Origin of the sequence: Pseudoalteromonas sp. TAB23 (assembly GCF_000498075.1) — a bacterium.
GTDB lineage: Bacteria > Pseudomonadota > Gammaproteobacteria > Enterobacterales > Alteromonadaceae > Pseudoalteromonas > Pseudoalteromonas arctica.
On record NZ_AUTP01000136.1, the window covers coordinates 1 to 17,932 of the forward strand.

The window sequence follows — 17,932 nt, forward strand, 5'->3', positions numbered from 1 at the left end:
AATGTATTAGGGCTTGCGTTAACGGCTGCGAACAACGCACCAAAACGTGATTCGAAATTTGGCGTATTTAGAATGTAACCGGAGCGCAAAATGTCAGTAACACTACAAATAACAAAATCTAATGTGGCTGTACTTGTATTAAGCCGCCCAGAAAAAAGAAACGCATTTAACAGCGAAGTAATACATGAGCTGATTCAGTGTATTGAACATGCAAATACGCTTGATATTCGCGCTTTGGTTTTAAAAACAGAAGGTAAGCATTTTTCAGCCGGTGCCGATTTAGCCTGGATGAAGTCGATGGCTGATAACAGCTACGCAGATAACTTGGCTGATTCGATGCAATTGGCTAAATTAATGCAGGTGCTGGCAAACTCGCCCCACCCTACAATTTGCGCTGTGCAAGGTGCTGCTTTTGGTGGTGCACTGGGCTTAATTGCCTGTTGCGACATAGCCCTTAGTAAAGACGATGCGCAATTTTGTTTAAGCGAAGTAAAGCTTGGCCTTATTCCGGCTGTTATTAGCCCGTATGTCATTAAAGCGATTGGTGAACGCGCTGCTCGCAGGTACTTTTTAACGGCTGAAGTGTTTGATGCACATACTGCTAAGCAACTTGGTTTAATTCATCAAGTAACCGGTAATTTAGACTGTGCGCTCGATAATATGCTGCAAACACTGATTGATAACGGACCTGTTGCAGTAAAAGCCGCAAAAGCATTAATTAACGATGTAGCAAATAAACCCATAACCGATGAACTCATTGAGCTTACCGCAGAGCGTATTGCAAAAATTCGCGTATCTGAGGAAGGCCAAGAAGGGCTAACTGCTTTTTTTGATAAACGCCCACCCGCTTGGCAACTGTAGGATTGATTATGAACACACAACGATTACAAAAAATACTGATTGCCAATCGTGGAGAAATTGCGTGCCGAGTAATGCGCAGCGCAAAACAAATGGGCTTAACCACGGTCGCGGTTTATTCTGATGCAGACAAACATGCCCGGCACGTAAAAATGGCCGACGAGGCTTACCATATTGGTGCTGCGCCAAGTAAAGATTCGTATTTAGTAGCAGACAAAATTTTGCAAGTTGCCAAAGACTGCGGCGCTGATTGTATTCACCCGGGGTATGGTTTTTTATCTGAAAACAGCGAATTTGCTAAAGCCTGCGAAGCTAACAACATTGCTTTTGTAGGGCCACCAGCAAGTAGCATTGAAGCAATGGGGTCTAAAACCCGCGCTAAAGAAATAATGGCAGCTGCTAATGTGCCATTAGTACCTGGTTATTACGGCGATAAACAAGACCCTGCTTTTTTACAAAGTGAAGCTGAAAAAATTGGCTACCCTGTACTAATTAAAGCCGCCTTTGGCGGCGGCGGTAAGGGCATGCGTGTGGTTGAAAAAGCAAAAGACTTTATGAGCGCACTACAAGGTGCGCAACGTGAAGCTATTGCCGGTTTTGGTAACGATTTAGTATTGCTTGAGCGCTACGTAAACCAACCTCGCCATGTTGAAGTGCAAGTATTTGCAGATAACTACGGTAACTGTGTTTATTTAGGCGATCGTGATTGTTCTTTGCAACGTCGTCATCAAAAAGTAATTGAAGAAGCCCCTGCTCCCGGTTTATCTGACGAACTACGTAAAGAAATGGGCGAAGCGGCTGTACGTTGTGCACTGGCTATAAATTATAGAGGCGCAGGTACGGTTGAGTTTTTACTGTGTGGCGATGAATTTTTCTTTATGGAAATGAATACGCGCCTTCAAGTAGAACACCCAGTAACCGAAATGGTAACCGGTGTAGATTTAGTCAATTGGCAAATTAATATTGCGGGTGGGCAAACACTGCCACTGACACAAAGTGATATTCAATTGCAGGGTCATAGCTTTGAAGCGCGTATATACGCAGAAGATCCAGCTAACGACTTTATCCCGTGTTCGGGTACTATTGAAGCGTTACATACACCGCTTAACAGCGAATTTGTACGCATTGATACAGGCATTGCACAAGGCGACGAAATTAGCCCGTTTTACGATCCGATGATTGCAAAACTTATTGTGCACGACGACAATCGCGAACAAGCACTGAGCCGTTTACAACACGCTCTTGAGCAATTTCATTTAGCAGGTTTTAGCACTAACATTGGCTTTTTACATAACTTAGCAAGCCACCCTACCTTTAAACAAGGTGCGCCAAGTACACACTTTATTGCAGAGCAAGGCGACTCGTTAGTTGCGGTTGATAAATCGTTATTACAAGCAAGCCAACTTATTGGTGCTTTTGCATATTTAGAATCGTTAACTAACACCCAAAATGCGCCAAACAGTGCAAGCCCGTGGCAACAACTAAGCGGTTTTACACTCAATGCTCCGCAAGCAATTAAAGTTCCTTTTGCTGATTTACAGCTAAGCGCTATAAAAACGTCAGCGGGCTATAGTATTACGCATAACGAGCACGTATTTAACCTACAAGGCACATTAAATAACAATCTTTGCAGTGTATTTATTAACGGCGAAAAACATACCGCGCATGTAAATACTGTTGGCAATAGTACCGTGAGCAATAGTACTGTTGGCAATATTGTCACTGTTATGAATAAAGCACTGCAAACTAAGCTTGAACTAGTTGATAAACATTATATTAGTTCGCACGAAAGCGAAGCTCTGCCACTTGCCGCGCCACTTAATGGCACGGTAGTTAAGCACTTAATCGAAATTGGTAGCACAATCACCAAAGGCGATGCGGTTGTTATTATCGAAGCCATGAAAATGGAATACACGCTTAACGCACCACACGACGGCATTTTAAAAAGCTATTGTTTTGGTGAAGGCGAATTAGTAACGCATGGTGCTCTGCTTGCTATAGTAGAAGATACAACAGAGGAAGGTGCATAATGAGTGCCTTTGCAAGTAAAGTACGTATTGTTGAAGTTGGCGCGCGAGACGGCCTACAAAACGAAAAAACAGTAAGCACAGCCGATAAAGTAGCGCTTATTAACGCCCTAAGTGCCGCAGGTTTAAAAGATATTGAAGCTGGCGCGTTTGTCTCCCCTAAATGGGTACCACAAATGGCAGACTCAGCGGATGTAATATCAGCGCTAGATTTACCCGATGTAAATTTAAGTGCCCTTACACCTAACTTAAAAGGTGCACAAGCAGCGCACACTGTTGGCATTAAAGAGTTTGCTATATTTACCGCTGCGAGTGAGTCGTTTTGTCAAAAAAACATAAACTGCTCAATAGATAAGAGTATTGAACGCTTTAGTGAAGTAATGGCGTTTGCTAAAGCGAATAATATCCGCGTACGTGGTTATGTAAGCTGTGTGCTAGGTTGCCCCTATGAGGGTGAGATTGACCCACAAGCAGTACTAAGTGTATCGCAAAAGCTATTAGATTTAGGGTGTTACGAAGTAAGCCTTGGCGATACCATTGGTGTTGGCACCGCTAAAAAAGTAACGCAATTAATCGAGTTACTCTTAACACGCATTGATAAAACCAAGCTGGCCGTGCATTTTCATGATACTTACGGGCAAGCGCTCACAAATATTTACGCAGCCTTAAGCCTAGGTATAGCAACGGTTGACGCGGCAGTTGCAGGCCTTGGTGGCTGTCCTTATGCTAAAGGAGCGTCAGGAAATGTTGCCACCGAAGATGTAGTTTACTTACTGCAAGGGCTTGGCATTGAACACGGAATTGATTTACAAAGGTTAAGTGACGCTGGCTGGGAGATAACCAAAGCACTTGGTAAGCAACCTGTGAGCAAAGTATCTGTGGCACTGCACACTAAATAGCTATCTTATAAAATGATGATTCAAGATAGTTAACAACAAATAGCACACAATGAGGAGAGACTCATGGCCGGTTTTGATAAGGTAGTTTCTAGTTACGAAGCTGCAATGGAAGGATTAAAAGACGGCGATACCATTATTGCCGGAGGTTTTGGTTTATGTGGTATTCCAGAGGGCTTAATTAAACAAATTAAGCACATGCAAACAAAAGACTTAACCGTGGTATCTAATAACTGTGGTGTTGATGACTTTGGTTTAGGTATTTTATTACAAGACAAACAAATTAAAAAAGTGATTGCGTCATACGTTGGCGAAAACGCCCTATTCGAACAACAGTTATTAAGTGGCGAAATTGATGTAGAGCTTACACCTCAAGGTACACTTGCTGAAAAAATGCGTGCTGGTGGCGCGGGTATACCCGCATTTTACACGGCAACCGGTTACGGTACTCCTGTGGCAGAAGGCAAAGACGTAAAAGAATTTAATGGTCGCCCATATATTTTAGAAGAGTCTATAACGGGTGAATTTGCTATTGTTAAAGCGTGGAAAGCCGATCGTTACGGTAATTTAGTGTTTAGACACACCGCCATGAACTTTAATCCAATGGCAGCAACNGGTAAAATTACCGTTGCCGAAGTAGAAGAAATTGTAGAGCCGGGTGAGCTTGAACCAAGCCAAATTCATACCCCGGGTATTTTTGTAAATCGCGTTATTAAAGGCAGCTTTGAAAAACGCATTGAACGTGTAACAACACGAGATTAAGCAGGAGCATAATTATGGCATTATCACGTGAACAAGTTGCAATGCGCGTTGCGCAAGAACTTCAAGACGGTTACTACGTAAATTTGGGCATAGGAATTCCGACACTCGTCGCAAACTATGTACCGGATGATATTGAAGTTATGTTACAGTCCGAAAATGGTCTTTTAGGCATGGGTCCGTACCCGACTAAAGCAGAGCTAGATGCCGATATGATAAACGCGGGTAAAGAAACCGTGACAGCAGCTAAAGGTGCAGCCATATTTAATAGTGCAGATAGTTTTGCCATGATACGGGGTGGTCATGTAGACTTAACTGTTCTGGGTGCATTTGAAGTTGACCAGAACGGCAACATCGCATCGTGGATGATCCCTAAAAAGCTGATTAAAGGCATGGGTGGCGCGATGGATTTAGTCGCTGGCGCGAAAAACATTATTGTTACTATGACCCATGCAAGTAAGCATGGTGATTCTAAACTATTAGAAGCCTGCTCTTTACCGCTTACTGGCGTTAATTGCGTTAAAAAAATAGTAACAGATTTAGCCGTATTAGAAGTTAAAGACGGCGCATTTCATCTATTAGAACGCGCTCCGGGCGTAACTGTTGATGAAATCATTAGTAAAACAGCAGGTAAATTACTTGTTGACGGTGAAGTACCAGAAATGGTTTTTTAGGCTTTAGCTTAAAAATAACGCTTTACCCTGTACCGACCTCATTCCCAGTGCCAATGGCGCTGAGTTACCCAAAATCCCTCTTACGAGGGATTTTTTTTATCTTTTGCCATTATTTTTACCGTCATTCATACATCTGTAGTAAATTTTATCTATAATACAAATATAAATTAAATGTAAGCGCTTAGATTCTTTGCACTATTTTGTGGATAGTCTGCACCCTTTTTGTGAACTAGCGCTAAATTTATTTTTAACCTACTGATATTTAAACATTAAATAGTTGGTTCAAATTTTGCCTAAGTAAGGCGTCTCAATAAATTAAATAATTCTGGAAAACATGCAAACTCCTATTCGTGGCCTTCGCTCTTTTTGCTTTGCCGCAAGAAGCCTAAGTTTTAAGCATGCAGCTAATGAGCTGTACTTAACGCCATCTGCGGTAAGCCATCAAATAAAACAACTTGAAGAACAACTTGGTATTGAACTTTTTCAACGTAAAACGCGTTCAATCAGCTTAACCACAGCGGGTAAAAACTTTTTTGATGCAGTGTCTCCTATCATCACAATGTTAGAGGGCACCATTAACGAGTTTAGCCAGATGCAGCAAAATACAAATTTGACGATTACGTTACCTGAGTTTTTTGCCAGCGAACTACTCATGCCTAAATTAAGTGAGTGGACGTCAGAGCACCCTAATATAAACCTGCAAATGGACACGCTTAAAACACGCAAAGAGTTAACGCGTCATAGCGATTTATCTATTGTATTGTCCTCTGGTAAACCTACTGAAGGATTAGCGACAGAGTTGTTTAACCTTGAATATATTCCTGCATGTAATAAAAAATTGCTCGATCAATGGAGGGACGATCATCGTCAAGCGCTTAACCAAGTCCCGCTGATCCTCCACAAAGCTCGCCCTTGGGCATGGCACCAATGGGCTGAAAAAGCGGGTATTGATGACTTTTCTCCCTCGCAGATTATTCAAATAGATAGCATGTTTGGTGTAGCCCGTGCAGCGCAGCAAGGTATGGGTATTGCCCTTATTCCACTGCCAATTAGCCAAAGCTGGTTAGATGAGCAATGGTTGTATAAATTATTTGAACAGCCTTTAACCACTAAAGATAAATACTATTTAGTGCAGCACGAATCAAGCACCCCTAATCACCCGCTTGATTTATTTGCAAAGTGGGTTGTAAGTACATTTAGAAAAATCCAAGAATAATCCTTTATTAGGCGGGTTTATTAATACACCTAATTACGGGTTGTATTAATGGTTCGCTTAAATCTAATTTCAATTTTTTAATAATATTTTTACTTAAATACATAAGCTTAACGTTACGTATTAGACTAAAGTCTATAGTTTAATTTTTTTCACTCATTGGTTTCATTTTTATCGTTTGTCGAAAATAAAGTTAAATATTAAAGTTACTCCATCAACTCAAAACAACTTACATTAAATTGTTTTTAAGAGTAACAAATGCAACCTTTTGAGTTTTAGTAACTCATAAGTAGCAGTAAAAAATCTTTATATTGTGTGTGAAGATGTTGTCAGTGTGAAAAGCGGTTCAAGTTAGGTGGTGACTTAGCTTGAACTGTTTTTATTCTAGGCTCAAACCACATGATATGTAATACAAAGCTACTTAAGCGTAGCAAACAGAATCTTTATATTGTGTGTGAAGATGTTGTCAGTGTGAAAAATGGTTCAAGTTAGGTGGTGACTTAGCTTGAACTGTTTTTATTCTTGGCTCAAACCACATGATATTTAATACAAGGCTACTTAAGCGTAGCAAACAGAATCTTTATATTGTGTGTGAAGATGTTGTCAGTGTGAAAAGCAGTTCAAGTTAGGTGGTGACTTGGCTTGAACTGCTTTTATTATTAAGCACATACATAATATAGTTATATACAGGTTAATACCTTTTAAAAAGCCCCGTAAGTTATAACTTACGGGGCTTTTTAAGTTAATTTTTTATTTGATATTCTTTTTTCAGTTCCTGTATTTGCACTTTATGTGAAAGCAAGAATGTATCAAATTTCTTAATCACGTCAGGGTAGTCAATCGACGATAATAAAAAGGCTTGTAAATCTACCGGCAATTCGTTTTGAAAATAAACGGGTCGGGTTAATTTAAAGTATTTAACGATATTATAGTTTAATACATCGTTAGATATGTAAATACACTCCACTCGCTCTTTTAAAAGCATCTCTATCAATTCCATTACATTAGCGGTTTCAATTAACTCAACGTTTTCGTTGTTCATTAATGGTTTAAAGCTTTGAGGCATAAACCCTCTCACCGTTGCAAAACTAACGCATTCATCAATAGTGATATTTTTATTTAAACTCGCAATACCCGTTTTAGTCACAACGGTTGGCTGCGAATAAATAATTTCATTTAAATCACCAAAGGAAGCTTTATAACTTGGTTTCCATTGTGGATTATCTGGGTATTTAAAATCAACATGGTGATGCTCTACAAATTCTTTGTACAGCCGGTTAATAGGCAGTGTGTAAAACTCAAATTCAAAATCGTACTGCAGTGCAAATAAAGTGAACAACTCTTCACTGAAGCCATAATAGTCTGCATCATTTGTTCCACTACCATCAAAGTAAGGTAAATACTCTATATTCTCTACGCCGACGACATAGTGCGTTGCCGACTTAGCATCAGTTATAAAAATTAATAAAGCTAAAGGCAAATACATTAACTGCGTTGTTATTTTTATAAATTGATTCATTTATGACCTAAGTAATATTATTAATGTGTAGCTGAACACTTTAATTTTAACAAGTTCGCAAAATATATGATAAATCTATTTTATTTTATGCAAAAAAAAGCCTGATTAAAATCAGGCTTTACAAAGTAAAAGGTTTAGCTTTTATCTCTTGGTACAAAATCGAGTATTGTTGCGTTTATACAGTAGCGGTCTGTGCCTCTAGGGCCTTCTCCTGGGAATAAATGACCAAGATGAATACCTGTACTTTTAGAACGTAGCTCAATACGTGTTATTCCCCAGCTGCTATCGTCATGCTGCGTTACACTACTTTTTACTGGGTGCTTAAACGACAACCAACCAGTACCGGAGTTAAACCTATCGCTTGTATCAAATAGTGGCTCTCCACTTAATTTATCAACAAAAGTACCATCAGGTGTATTTTTAAACTCTTTGTACTCTTTACAATAAGGTCTATCTGTTCGTGCATCGAATGCAACTTTATAAGCATCACTGTTACCTAATTTAAAAGCGCCTAATGCTTTATAAAACTCTTCAGGTGTTGCATAGCCTTGACGGCCATATACCTCAACGCCATTTTCTAAAAACAAAATAGTCGGCGTTGCCCACGTGGCTGACTTAATAGTTAAATCATTAAGTTGGTCAGCATGGCGAAATGTCATAGGTATTGTGCCTTTGTAATCATTTGCGACTGCTTTTTTAAACTTTTCACAGTACGGGCAGTAATCACGAGAATCAAGTACCACTATTTGCTTACCTGCGAGTAGAGCACTGTTATCTGCTTTTTCTACGGGTGTTTTATTAAAAACTACGCCTGTAGAATGATCGGGGCAATAGCCATTAGGGTTCTTTTCTAGATAATTTTGGTGATATTCTTCTGCCGATACAAAACCTGTAAGCGGTTTAATAACCGTTTCGATTTTGCCGTAGCTCGCATCAGTTAAAAGCTGCTGATATTGCGATTTAACTTGCTCAGCTACTTTAGCTTGTGCATCAGTAGTCGTTAATACAATTGAACGATATTGCGTACCGATGTCGTTACCTTGGCGATTTTTTTGCGTAGGATCGTGACTTTCAAAATAGTTTTTTAAGAGATCTTCTGCTGAAATTATATTGCTGTTATACATAACTTGCACAACTTCAGCATAATTGTTCTCGTCAAAACGACGAGACTGATCAGTAATATTTCTGTACGTTGCTTTAAACCCATTACCGTCAGCATAACCCGACTCAGCATCAATAACGCCATTAAGCGCTTCGTAGCGTTTTTCTGCTCCCCAAAAACAACCAGACCCCAGTACAATGGTTTCTACATGCATGGTGGCTTCTACATTACTGTGTTCTACCTTTTCCATAGATAAAGCAAAGCTGCCTGCGCTAAATATAATAGCAGCGCCTGATAAATATAATAAATGCTGGTGTTTCATAAAGTACCTCATAAACAAGTGCGTGCTAATTAAGACCTCCTTATCTTAATTTTCATTTCAACCTAATTACTTATTTAGTACGAAATGTATTAAGTTTTAGTCCTCAATAAGTTAAATACGATTAATTGAATATAAAAACACTCTTAAAGTAAGCTGGGTAAATAAACACTAAACATAACGACTTAGTCGTAATGGTGTAAATAAATTAATAAAACTGTGTTACGTTTAAATTATGTTGTACAAATAGGTTTATTTAATGAAGCCAGCTCCCCATATTTATGCATTAACAAACAGTAGTTTACTACTTGATGCATCGCATTTAGATGCTACAGATAGACTCTCTATTCAAAAGAAAATTTGGGCTTTAACCAGCCACTGTAAATGCACTGCTGAATTTACCGATTTGGTGCCAGCCATGAACTCGCTCACTCTCTATTTAAAATCAGATAAACACTTAAATAAGTGGTTACAAGTGCTACCTTCGCTGTGGAATGATATTAAAACGAGTACTTTTAAAGGGCAACATCACTTAATCGAAACCATATACAAGGGTGAGGATATTAATTACGTGGCTCGTTATCACAATTTAACCGCTGATGAGGTTATTAATATTCATAGTAAAACCAAGTACCACGTTTTATTTTTAGGCTTTCAGCCCGGTTTTGCTTACCTACATGGCTTAGATGAGCAATTACATACGCCAAGGCGTGATGAGCCACGCATTAAAGTTCCTAAAGGCTCTGTTGCGATAGGTGCTGCACAAACCGGAATTTACCCCGCAGATACCCCTGGTGGTTGGCACATAATAGGTCATACAGATACTGCTTTGTTTGATTCGACCTCTGAGCAACCTTGTTTAATTCAACCAGGCGATACGCTTGAATTTGTTCCGCTAGTTAATAAAGGAGCAACTCATGATTAAAGTACTTAAAAGTGGTGTATTACTTACCATTCAAGATTTTGGCCGTAATGGCTACCGTCATTTAGGTGTAAGCAAAGCGGGCAGCTTAGACCCTTATGCGCAAATAATTGCTAACAGATTACTTAACAATAACGACAATGATGCCGTTTTAGAAATAACCGTTGGTTTGTGCGAGCTGGAATTCACCTGCGACACAGTAATTGCGCTTCATGGTGCAGATTTGCAAGCAACCCTTGATGGACAAGCAATTTACCCTGGTTGGACATACACAGTAAAAAACAAACAAGTACTGAGCTTTGCTACTGGTAGAGCTGGATTAAGAGCTTATTTAGCAGTGAAAGGCGGTATACAAAATACTGAAGTTATGGGCTCTAAATCTACAGATTTAAACGCATGTTTTGGTGGTATTGAAGGTAGAGCTCTCGCCACTGGTGATGAAATACCTATTACTCCTTATTATGGAGAGTTTATAAAAGTAGGCGCAATTGCTCCCGCCCAGCGCAAGCTTATACGACTGCACCCAAGTCCTCATGCTAATTTGTTAGGCGAGCCTTTACTTAACAACTTTGTATCTACCCCATTTAAAGTTAGTAGTAACAGCAACCGAATGGGCGTAAGGCTTGAGCATAAAAATAATTTGGCACATTCGCACTCTTTGCCATCACTAGGGGTGAGTCCTGGGAGTATTCAACTGCCACCGAATGGTGAACCTATCGTGCTACTTAACGATGGTCAAACAACCGGGGGCTATCCGCTTTTAGGGACTGTAATTGAAGCCGACTTACATCAATTTGCACAATTTAGACCTTTAGATACTGTTGAGTTTAAATATGTAACGTTTGAAGAAGCAGCAAAGGCGAAGCAGAAACTTGACGGGCACCTACATCAATTGAGCCTTGCACTTAAAAATAACCTATAAAATATTCTAGAATCAACACGCCCTAGATTTAAAAAATAGGTACCATGTAATAAAGGTTCAAATTCCGACGGCCGTTACCTTACTCGCCGTTAATATTATTTTAATGTATAGCTTGGTGTTTAATGACTAAATCAACTTCTACTATGCCGTGTGTATTAATAACTGGCTTTGCTCCTTTTGGTGGCGAAGCTATAAACCCTTCTTGGCAAGCAGTGCAAAAACTTGATGAAACTATCATCATGAAACACAAAATATGCACACTAGAACTTGCCTGTGAATTTAATACGTCTATCAGTCAGCTTATAAACGCCATTGAGTCGCACAATCCGGCGGTTGTTTTATGTATAGGCCAAGCTGGTGGGCGCAGCGAAATATCAATTGAGCGTATTGCAATAAACGTTGACGATGCACGCATTAAAGACAATGCAGGTAAGCAGCCTATCGATACACCAATAGAAAAAAATGGCCCTGATGCCTATTTTACAAACTTGCCAATAAAGCGCATGTTACAAGCATTGCACAACAGCAATATACCTGCTTCCATTTCCAATACAGCAGGTACTTATGTGTGTAATCACGTTATGTATGGTCTTATGCATTACATAAATGATCACTGCGCTGTAATGAAAGGTGGCTTTGTGCATATTCCTTATTTACCAAGCCAAGCTGTGCACCACAATGGCGCACCAAGCATGAGCGAAGAAACCGTTATTAATGCCCTGAGAGTTATCATTGCACAAGCTTTGAACAATAATAGCGACGTAAAAATAGCAGCAGGAACCACGCATTAACCACTTTGGTGCGATTACATCTAGCTTGGTGCATAAATTATTCTTAATTAATCGTAAAAGCTATGTGACTTGAGTAATTTTTTCTGATAAAACAAGGTTTCGCAGCATAGCAAATTGGCTCTGCTGCACACATAATAGGAATGAGGAGTTACTATGTGTTCAATTTTTGGGGTATTAGATATTAAATCTGATCCCACTCAATTGCGTACCCAAGCAATTGAAATGTCAAAGCTGCTTAGACACCGTGGCCCAGATTGGTCTGGTGTATATGCATCTGAAAAAGCTATTTTAGTGCATGAGCGTTTAGCTATTGTTGGTGTATCAAGCGGTGCACAGCCTTTATACAATCCTGAAAAAACAAATATTTTAGCGGTTAATGGCGAGATTTATAATCATAAAGAACTTGCAGCAGAGTTAGACGTTGATTTTACTTTTCAAACTCAATCAGACTGTGAAGTTATTTTAGCGCTGTATAAACAAAAAGGGCCTGACTTTTTAGATGATCTAAATGGCATTTTTGCATTTTGTTTATACGATGAAGAAAATGACGCTTACTTAATTGGCCGTGACCATATTGGTATTATCCCGCTTTACACCGGTCACGACGAGCACGGTAACTTTTACGTTGCTTCTGAGCTAAAAGCACTTTCTCCAATTTGTAAGCATATTGAAGAATTTCCACCAGGGCATTACCTGTACAGCAAAGATGGCAAAATGACGCCTTATTACAAACGTGATTGGGAAACATTTGATGCAGTTAAAGATAACAGCGCAGAAGCGCAAGACGTTAAAGATGCATTAGAAGCGGCCGTTAAACGCCAATTAATGTGTGACGTGCCTTACGGTGTATTACTTTCTGGTGGTTTAGACTCATCGGTTATCTCTGCTATTACCCAGCGCTTTGCTGCAAAACGTATTGAAGATAACGACGAAAGCGACGCATGGTGGCCTAAGCTGCATTCTTTTTCAGTAGGCCTTGAGGGCTCACCTGATTTAGCGGCTGCACAAAAAGTAGCTGACATGATTGGTACTATTCACCACCCTATCATTTTTACCATTCAAGAAGGTATTGATGCATTACGTGAAGTGATTTACCACATAGAAACCTACGACGTAACAACAATTCGTGCCTCTACACCTATGTACTTAATGGCTCGCCAAATTAAAGCTATGGGCATTAAAATGGTGTTATCTGGCGAAGGTGCTGATGAGCTATTTGGTGGTTACTTATACTTCCATAAAGCCCCTAACGCACAAGAGTTTCATGAAGAGCTAAACCGTAAAGTATCAAAACTGCATATGTTTGACTGTTTACGTGCTAATAAATCAATGGCGGCATGGGGCGTAGAAGCACGTGTACCGTTTCTTGATAAAGAATTTGTTGATGTTGCTATGCGTATCAACCCTGAAGCTAAAATGTGTAAAGATGGAAAAATTGAAAAACACATTTTACGTGAAGGCTTTGAAGGTTACTTACCTGATGAAGTGCTATGGCGTCAAAAAGAGCAGTTTTCAGATGGTGTTGGTTACAGCTGGATTGATACGTTAAAAGAGTTTGTAAACGAGCAAGTAAGCGATCAAGAGCTTGCAAATGCAAAATTTAAATACCCTATTAATACACCAGATTCAAAAGAAGCTTACTACTACCGTACTATTTTTGAATCGCATTTCCCTGGTGATGCATCAGCTAAATGTGTACCGCATGGTAAATCGGTAGCGTGTTCGACTCCTGAAGCACTTGCATGGGACGCATCGTTCCAAAACAATGCTGATCCATCAGGTCGTGCTGCCGGCGTTCATAACGACGCATATGCAAGCAAAGGTTAATACTCTTTGTTTAGCGAAGCGTAAGCCTAAATGGCTTACGCTTCGCTTTATAGAGCTCACTTCCACCGAATCTGTTTTTTATAGCCCTGCACATAACTTAAAAGGCTCAAGTGCTTTAATTGTTATTTATAAAAATGGGTTAACATCAAAAACAATGCAATATATTGCATCACAATCAACTTACCCTGCTACCGTATTTTTAAATCAAAATGAGATAACTAAACGCCATTGTAAAATTCGCTGGTTTAATCAAACGAGTGAAATTAAACGCTGTGGACATGGTACTTTAGCAGCCGCTAATTTTTTAATAGACCATTTGGGTTATTGCCCTGAAGCATTTACTTCAATGAGTAATGAGCGCTTTACTATAAGAGTAAAAAAACAACGCGCTCAGCTGTTACTAAAAAGCATAGAGCCTAAAAAAAGCGAGTTAGCTGAAGGTGAGTTAAAAAGTGTGTTTTCAGTAGCAATAAAAGCAGCCTACAGTACCGGCGAAAATAACGGTTATACGGTTGTGTTATTTAATAAAGAATTTAATAAGGAATTTAGTAAAGAATTCGATAAAGCAGTTGAAAAAGACGATTTAAAAAGCATACGCATTGATTTTAAAGCTTTGTGTGCACTCCACAAAAATGCAGTAATTGCCCTTAGTATAAAAAATAAAGACAAGAAAAATGCCATAGCGCATTTTAGATACTTTGCACCCCAGTTTGGTGTAAATGAAGACAGTGCTACAGGCTCTGCGGTATCTGTTATTGCCCCCCTTCTATTTAGACTGTACGGTTTAAATAAAGCCAAGCTTATACAACAATCAAATAATGGTGCATTGCTAAACTATGAGTTTAACAATGCTAAAGTTGTCATTTACTAAACATAACTTAAGTAACGTTTAAAGCGGTCTTAATAAGCACAGGGCAAAATAGTTACTATCGTCTTGCCATGTTTGCTCTAACTTTAAATTAGCTTGCGCTGCAAGCTGCTTAAACGACTCAAGCGTGTACTTGTGAGAGTTTTCCGTATGAATGCTTTCACCTTCTATAAAGTCTATTTGCTGATCATTTATAATCACGCTTTGAGTACAATTACTTACTAAATGCATTTCGATACGGCTATGTTGCTCGTTAAAGCGTGACTCGTGGCTGAAATTGTCTAAGTTAAATGTGCCATTTAACTCGTTATTAATACGTTGTAGTAAGTTTTTATTAAACGCGGCGGTTATACCTAACTTATCGTTATATGCATCAAGTAACACTTGGCGCTCTTTTACTAAATCAATGCCAATTAGCACATAGCCATTTAAACCACATAAGCGATGGAAATTATTCATAATTTCAATTGCTTTTACAGGTGCAAAATTACCAAGAGTAGACCCCGGAAAGTACACCAAATTAGTTTGACTGTCTAAAGCGGTGTCTTTGGTTAGCTGTTTAACCATTTGGCTATGTGTAAAGTCTCCTAATAATGGCGAAATTGCCAAATCTGGAAATAACGGTGACAAATGTGCAAGTGAATAACTGAGCATCTCCTCAGATATTTCAAACGGTACAAAGGTTTTAACGTTTGCCATATGCGCTAATAAATAGGCTACTTTTTTACCCGAGCCACAGCCGGGCTCTATAATAGAGAGGTTTTCAGGTAGCATTTGAGCAATCGACTGCGAATGTTGCTCTAATATAGAAAGCTCAGTTCGTGTTACGTAATACTCTTGTAATGTTGTTATTTGCTCAAATAATGCAGCACCTTTATCATCATAAAAATATTTACACGGAAGCGTTTTTTGTTGTTGAGTTAATCCGCTTATCACGTCGTTTAGAAATTCAGTGTCGGTTATGTTGCTTTGCTTAATCGCTGTTACTTGGCTCATACTATATCCTTAGCTAGTCTTATCCCGCTGCACATCCACGCTTGATGCGGGTAATAAAAATTTCGGTATGTTTGTCGTAAATGGTTTTGAGGGGTAAACACACACCCACCACGTAACACCATTTGGTTATTCATAAATTTACCATTGTATTCCCCTGCTACTCCTTCAATAGGCTTAAAACCGGGGTATGGTAAATATGCACTGTTCGTCCATTGCCAACACGAATCAGTTAACTGATTTATTTCAGTATCACTCTTTGCTTGCTGAGGTGTTAGGTAGTGATTATTAATCTCTGTTGAAGGTGTATTTTTAGCTGCATATTCCCATTCGAACTCTGTAGGCAAGCGAGCCTTTACAAAATTAGCATAGGCACTGGCCTCAAAATAACTAACATGACAGATCGGGGCATTTAAATTGAGAGGCTCTAATCCATAGTGTGTAAACTCAAACCACTCGTTATCTATACAATGCCAATATAATGGTTGCGTTAGAGCGTTGTTTTGTATACTTGCCCAACCGTCACTTAACCAATACTGTGGATTTCTGTATCCACCTGCATTTATAAAGTCTAAATATTCACCATTGGTGACCAACCTATTAGCAAAGTTAAATGAATGAATTAATACTTGGTGTTTGGGGCGCTCGTTATCATATGCAAATTCATCGTCGGCATTTGTACCTATATTAATAATGCCTTGCTCAAAATTTATAAAATTGAGAGGCTTAATATCTGCTGATTTGTTTTGGCTGTTTAAAGGCGATGTTTTATATTGCGGAAATAACGGATTTACTGAAAAATTATATTTGATGTCCATAAGCATTAGTTCTTGATGCTGTTGCTCGTGGTGTAACCCAAGTTCAATAATATCTTTAATTTGTGGACTAACTTCAGTTTTAAGTAATTCAACCACACAGCTATCTACATGCTCTCTATAAGCTAAAACTTCATCTAAACTAGGTCTAGATAAACTACCTCGGTTTGCCCGTTTAAATTGCTCTCCAATCCCATTGTAGTAAGAATTAAAAAGCATTCGGTAGTGAGAGTTAAACACAGTGTACTGTTTACAGTAAACACTAAGTAAAAACGTTTCAAAAAACCACGTGGTGTGCGCTAAATGCCATTTGCTTGGGCTGGCATCTGCCATAGCTTGTAATTGGCAATCTTCTACAGTGAGTGGTTCAATAATAGCCAGGCTTTCGCCTCTAACGCTGCAAAAGCGTTTAACAAGTTCGTTTTGATTGGTATTGTTTAAAGCGCATTCACGCATAATAGTATTAATCCTTTGCCTATCTATTTATAAAATATAGCTTAGTGTTGTGTTAAATCATATTCATATTACAACTTGATTAAAGATGCTTATCAGCTTATAAATTTATACTAGCCCTAAAGGGAAATTTGCTCTTTGCAGCTCGTTTTTTAATTATTCTTACGTGCATGTAAGCATGCAGAATAACGCAGGAGCAGTTATCGAACCGTTAGGTTACAAACCTAGGATCGATTAAACAGCTCCTAAATTGAACAAATTTTAATCCTAAAAGATCAACAAGCCCTAGTATTTAAGCATTAATTAAGTTGCTTAAAAGTGATCTTTTTTTACTTAACTAAGTAAATTAATACTTTTAATAGCAAACTAAATTTTAACGTTCACTGAATTTATAATTTTAGGGCTTTTTAAATAAAAGAATCATTAATTTGGCTATATAAACAGCGTTTTAAATACAAATTCATTTACATTTAATATTTAACTCATACACTACTAGCTGTATGATCACTCTTCAAATTAGTTAGTCTTCAAATAATTACGGTATTACTTTTTACTTAATATTTAAAGGCTAATGTAATTCGATATGACGCCGAATTTATTTTGGCTTGTTAGGACAACTAAAGAGGTATTGCATGAAGGAAAATCATGACAAATATAGTATTGACAATACGGACTACACCGTAGGTCAGGACAACGTACAAAAGTGGGGTTTTGATATACACAACCCTGTTTTTGGAACTAGTGCGGGCCTGATTGTCATCTTTTTAATCGCCATACTTGTTACCGACCCACAAACTGCAAAAACAGCGCTTGATAGTATCAAGACCGATATTATTAATAATTTTGATGCCCTATTTATGTGGGCTGCTAACTTCTTTGTACTCTTTTGTTTAGCACTTATTGTTTCTCCTTACGGGAATATTCGCCTTGGTGGTGATGATGCTAAACCTTCTCACTCTCGAGTTTCATGGCTT

Annotated in this window: 16 protein-coding genes and 1 pseudogene; 13 read left to right on the top strand and 4 right to left on the bottom strand. The window is 38.7% G+C overall.

Features of this window, described 5'->3' with window-relative positions; all coding sequences use genetic code 11:
• The first annotated feature begins 90 nt into the window (after window positions 1-90).
• From L654_RS0105165 to L654_RS0105190, 6 genes are all read left to right on the top strand, one after another.
• Window positions 91-861: an enoyl-CoA hydratase/isomerase family protein gene (locus L654_RS0105165; protein WP_024590169.1), complete on the top strand. Its 771-nt coding sequence runs from the start codon at window positions 91-93 to the stop codon at window positions 859-861.
• A gap of 8 nt (window positions 862-869) precedes the next feature.
• Complete coding sequence (locus tag L654_RS0105170) at window positions 870-2,888, top strand: acetyl/propionyl/methylcrotonyl-CoA carboxylase subunit alpha (RefSeq protein WP_024590168.1); 2,019 nt, start codon at window positions 870-872, stop codon at window positions 2,886-2,888.
• Window positions 2,888-3,784 (top strand): hydroxymethylglutaryl-CoA lyase, encoded by an 897-nt coding sequence (locus tag L654_RS0105175; RefSeq protein ID WP_024607467.1) that lies wholly within the window; start codon window positions 2,888-2,890, stop codon window positions 3,782-3,784. Before L654_RS0105170 ends, L654_RS0105175 begins: the two co-directional genes overlap by 1 nt.
• 63 nt (window positions 3,785-3,847) lie before the next feature.
• The gene (locus tag L654_RS0105180) at window positions 3,848-4,543 is read left to right on the top strand and encodes a CoA transferase subunit A (protein WP_024607468.1); all 696 of its coding nucleotides are present in this window, start codon (window positions 3,848-3,850) and stop codon (window positions 4,541-4,543) included.
• Between the two features lie 14 nt (window positions 4,544-4,557).
• On the top strand, window positions 4,558-5,214 hold the full coding sequence (locus L654_RS0105185) for a CoA transferase subunit B (protein ID WP_007580251.1): 657 nt from the start codon (window positions 4,558-4,560) through the stop codon (window positions 5,212-5,214).
• Between the two features lie 334 nt (window positions 5,215-5,548).
• On the top strand, window positions 5,549-6,430 hold the full coding sequence (locus L654_RS0105190; protein ID WP_024607469.1) for a LysR family transcriptional regulator: 882 nt from the start codon (window positions 5,549-5,551) through the stop codon (window positions 6,428-6,430).
• Window positions 6,431-7,169: 739 nt separating this feature from the next.
• Here L654_RS0105190 and L654_RS0105195 read toward each other — a convergent pair.
• Together L654_RS0105195 and msrA are read right to left on the bottom strand one after the other, a co-directional pair.
• Window positions 7,170-7,946 (bottom strand): hypothetical protein, encoded by a 777-nt coding sequence (locus tag L654_RS0105195; protein ID WP_024607470.1) that lies wholly within the window; start codon window positions 7,944-7,946, stop codon window positions 7,170-7,172.
• Window positions 7,947-8,080: 134 nt separating this feature from the next.
• The gene (gene msrA / locus L654_RS0105200) at window positions 8,081-9,370 is read right to left on the bottom strand and encodes a peptide-methionine (S)-S-oxide reductase MsrA (protein WP_024607471.1); all 1,290 of its coding nucleotides are present in this window, start codon (window positions 9,368-9,370) and stop codon (window positions 8,081-8,083) included.
• A 256-nt stretch (window positions 9,371-9,626) separates the two neighbouring features.
• Between msrA and pxpB the strand changes: the two genes are divergently transcribed.
• From pxpB to L654_RS0105225, 6 genes and pseudogenes are all read left to right on the top strand, one after another.
• On the top strand, window positions 9,627-10,292 hold the full coding sequence (gene pxpB / locus L654_RS0105205) for a 5-oxoprolinase subunit PxpB (RefSeq protein WP_024607472.1): 666 nt from the start codon (window positions 9,627-9,629) through the stop codon (window positions 10,290-10,292).
• Entirely contained in the window at window positions 10,285-11,211 is a 927-nt protein-coding gene (locus L654_RS0105210) for a biotin-dependent carboxyltransferase family protein (protein WP_024607473.1), read from the top strand. Before pxpB ends, L654_RS0105210 begins: the two co-directional genes overlap by 8 nt.
• Before the next feature lie 22 nt (window positions 11,212-11,233).
• Window positions 11,234-11,341, top strand: a pseudogene (locus L654_RS1000000128650) (DUF979 family protein); the annotation flags it as partial.
• Window positions 11,334-12,002: a pyroglutamyl-peptidase I gene (gene pcp / locus L654_RS0105215; protein WP_080671215.1), complete on the top strand. Its 669-nt coding sequence runs from the start codon at window positions 11,334-11,336 to the stop codon at window positions 12,000-12,002. The pseudogene L654_RS1000000128650 and the gene pcp, both read left to right, overlap by 8 nt.
• Before the next feature lie 153 nt (window positions 12,003-12,155).
• Window positions 12,156-13,829 carry an asparagine synthase B gene (gene asnB, locus L654_RS0105220; protein ID WP_010552851.1) on the top strand — a complete coding sequence of 558 codons (1,674 nt, stop codon included), beginning with the start codon at window positions 12,156-12,158 and terminating at the stop codon, window positions 13,827-13,829.
• Window positions 13,813-14,700, top strand: a complete 888-nt coding sequence (locus L654_RS0105225) for a PhzF family phenazine biosynthesis protein (protein ID WP_024607475.1) — start codon at window positions 13,813-13,815, stop codon at window positions 14,698-14,700. Before asnB ends, L654_RS0105225 begins: the two co-directional genes overlap by 17 nt.
• Before the next feature lie 18 nt (window positions 14,701-14,718).
• Here the strand turns inward: L654_RS0105225 and egtD are convergent, their stop codons facing one another.
• On the bottom strand, window positions 14,719-15,693 hold the full coding sequence (gene egtD / locus L654_RS0105230) for an L-histidine N(alpha)-methyltransferase (protein WP_024607476.1): 975 nt from the start codon (window positions 15,691-15,693) through the stop codon (window positions 14,719-14,721).
• Window positions 15,690-16,961 carry an ergothioneine biosynthesis protein EgtB gene (gene egtB / locus L654_RS0105235; RefSeq protein WP_024607477.1) on the bottom strand — a complete coding sequence of 424 codons (1,272 nt, stop codon included), beginning with the start codon at window positions 16,959-16,961 and terminating at the stop codon, window positions 15,690-15,692. Before egtB ends, egtD begins: the two co-directional genes overlap by 4 nt.
• Before the next feature lie 629 nt (window positions 16,962-17,590).
• On the opposite strand from egtB, the gene L654_RS0105240 reads away from it, so the two are divergent.
• Window positions 17,591-17,932, top strand: a 342-nt coding sequence (locus tag L654_RS0105240) for a BCCT family transporter (protein ID WP_029753502.1), incomplete at its 3' end; no start/stop codon positions are given.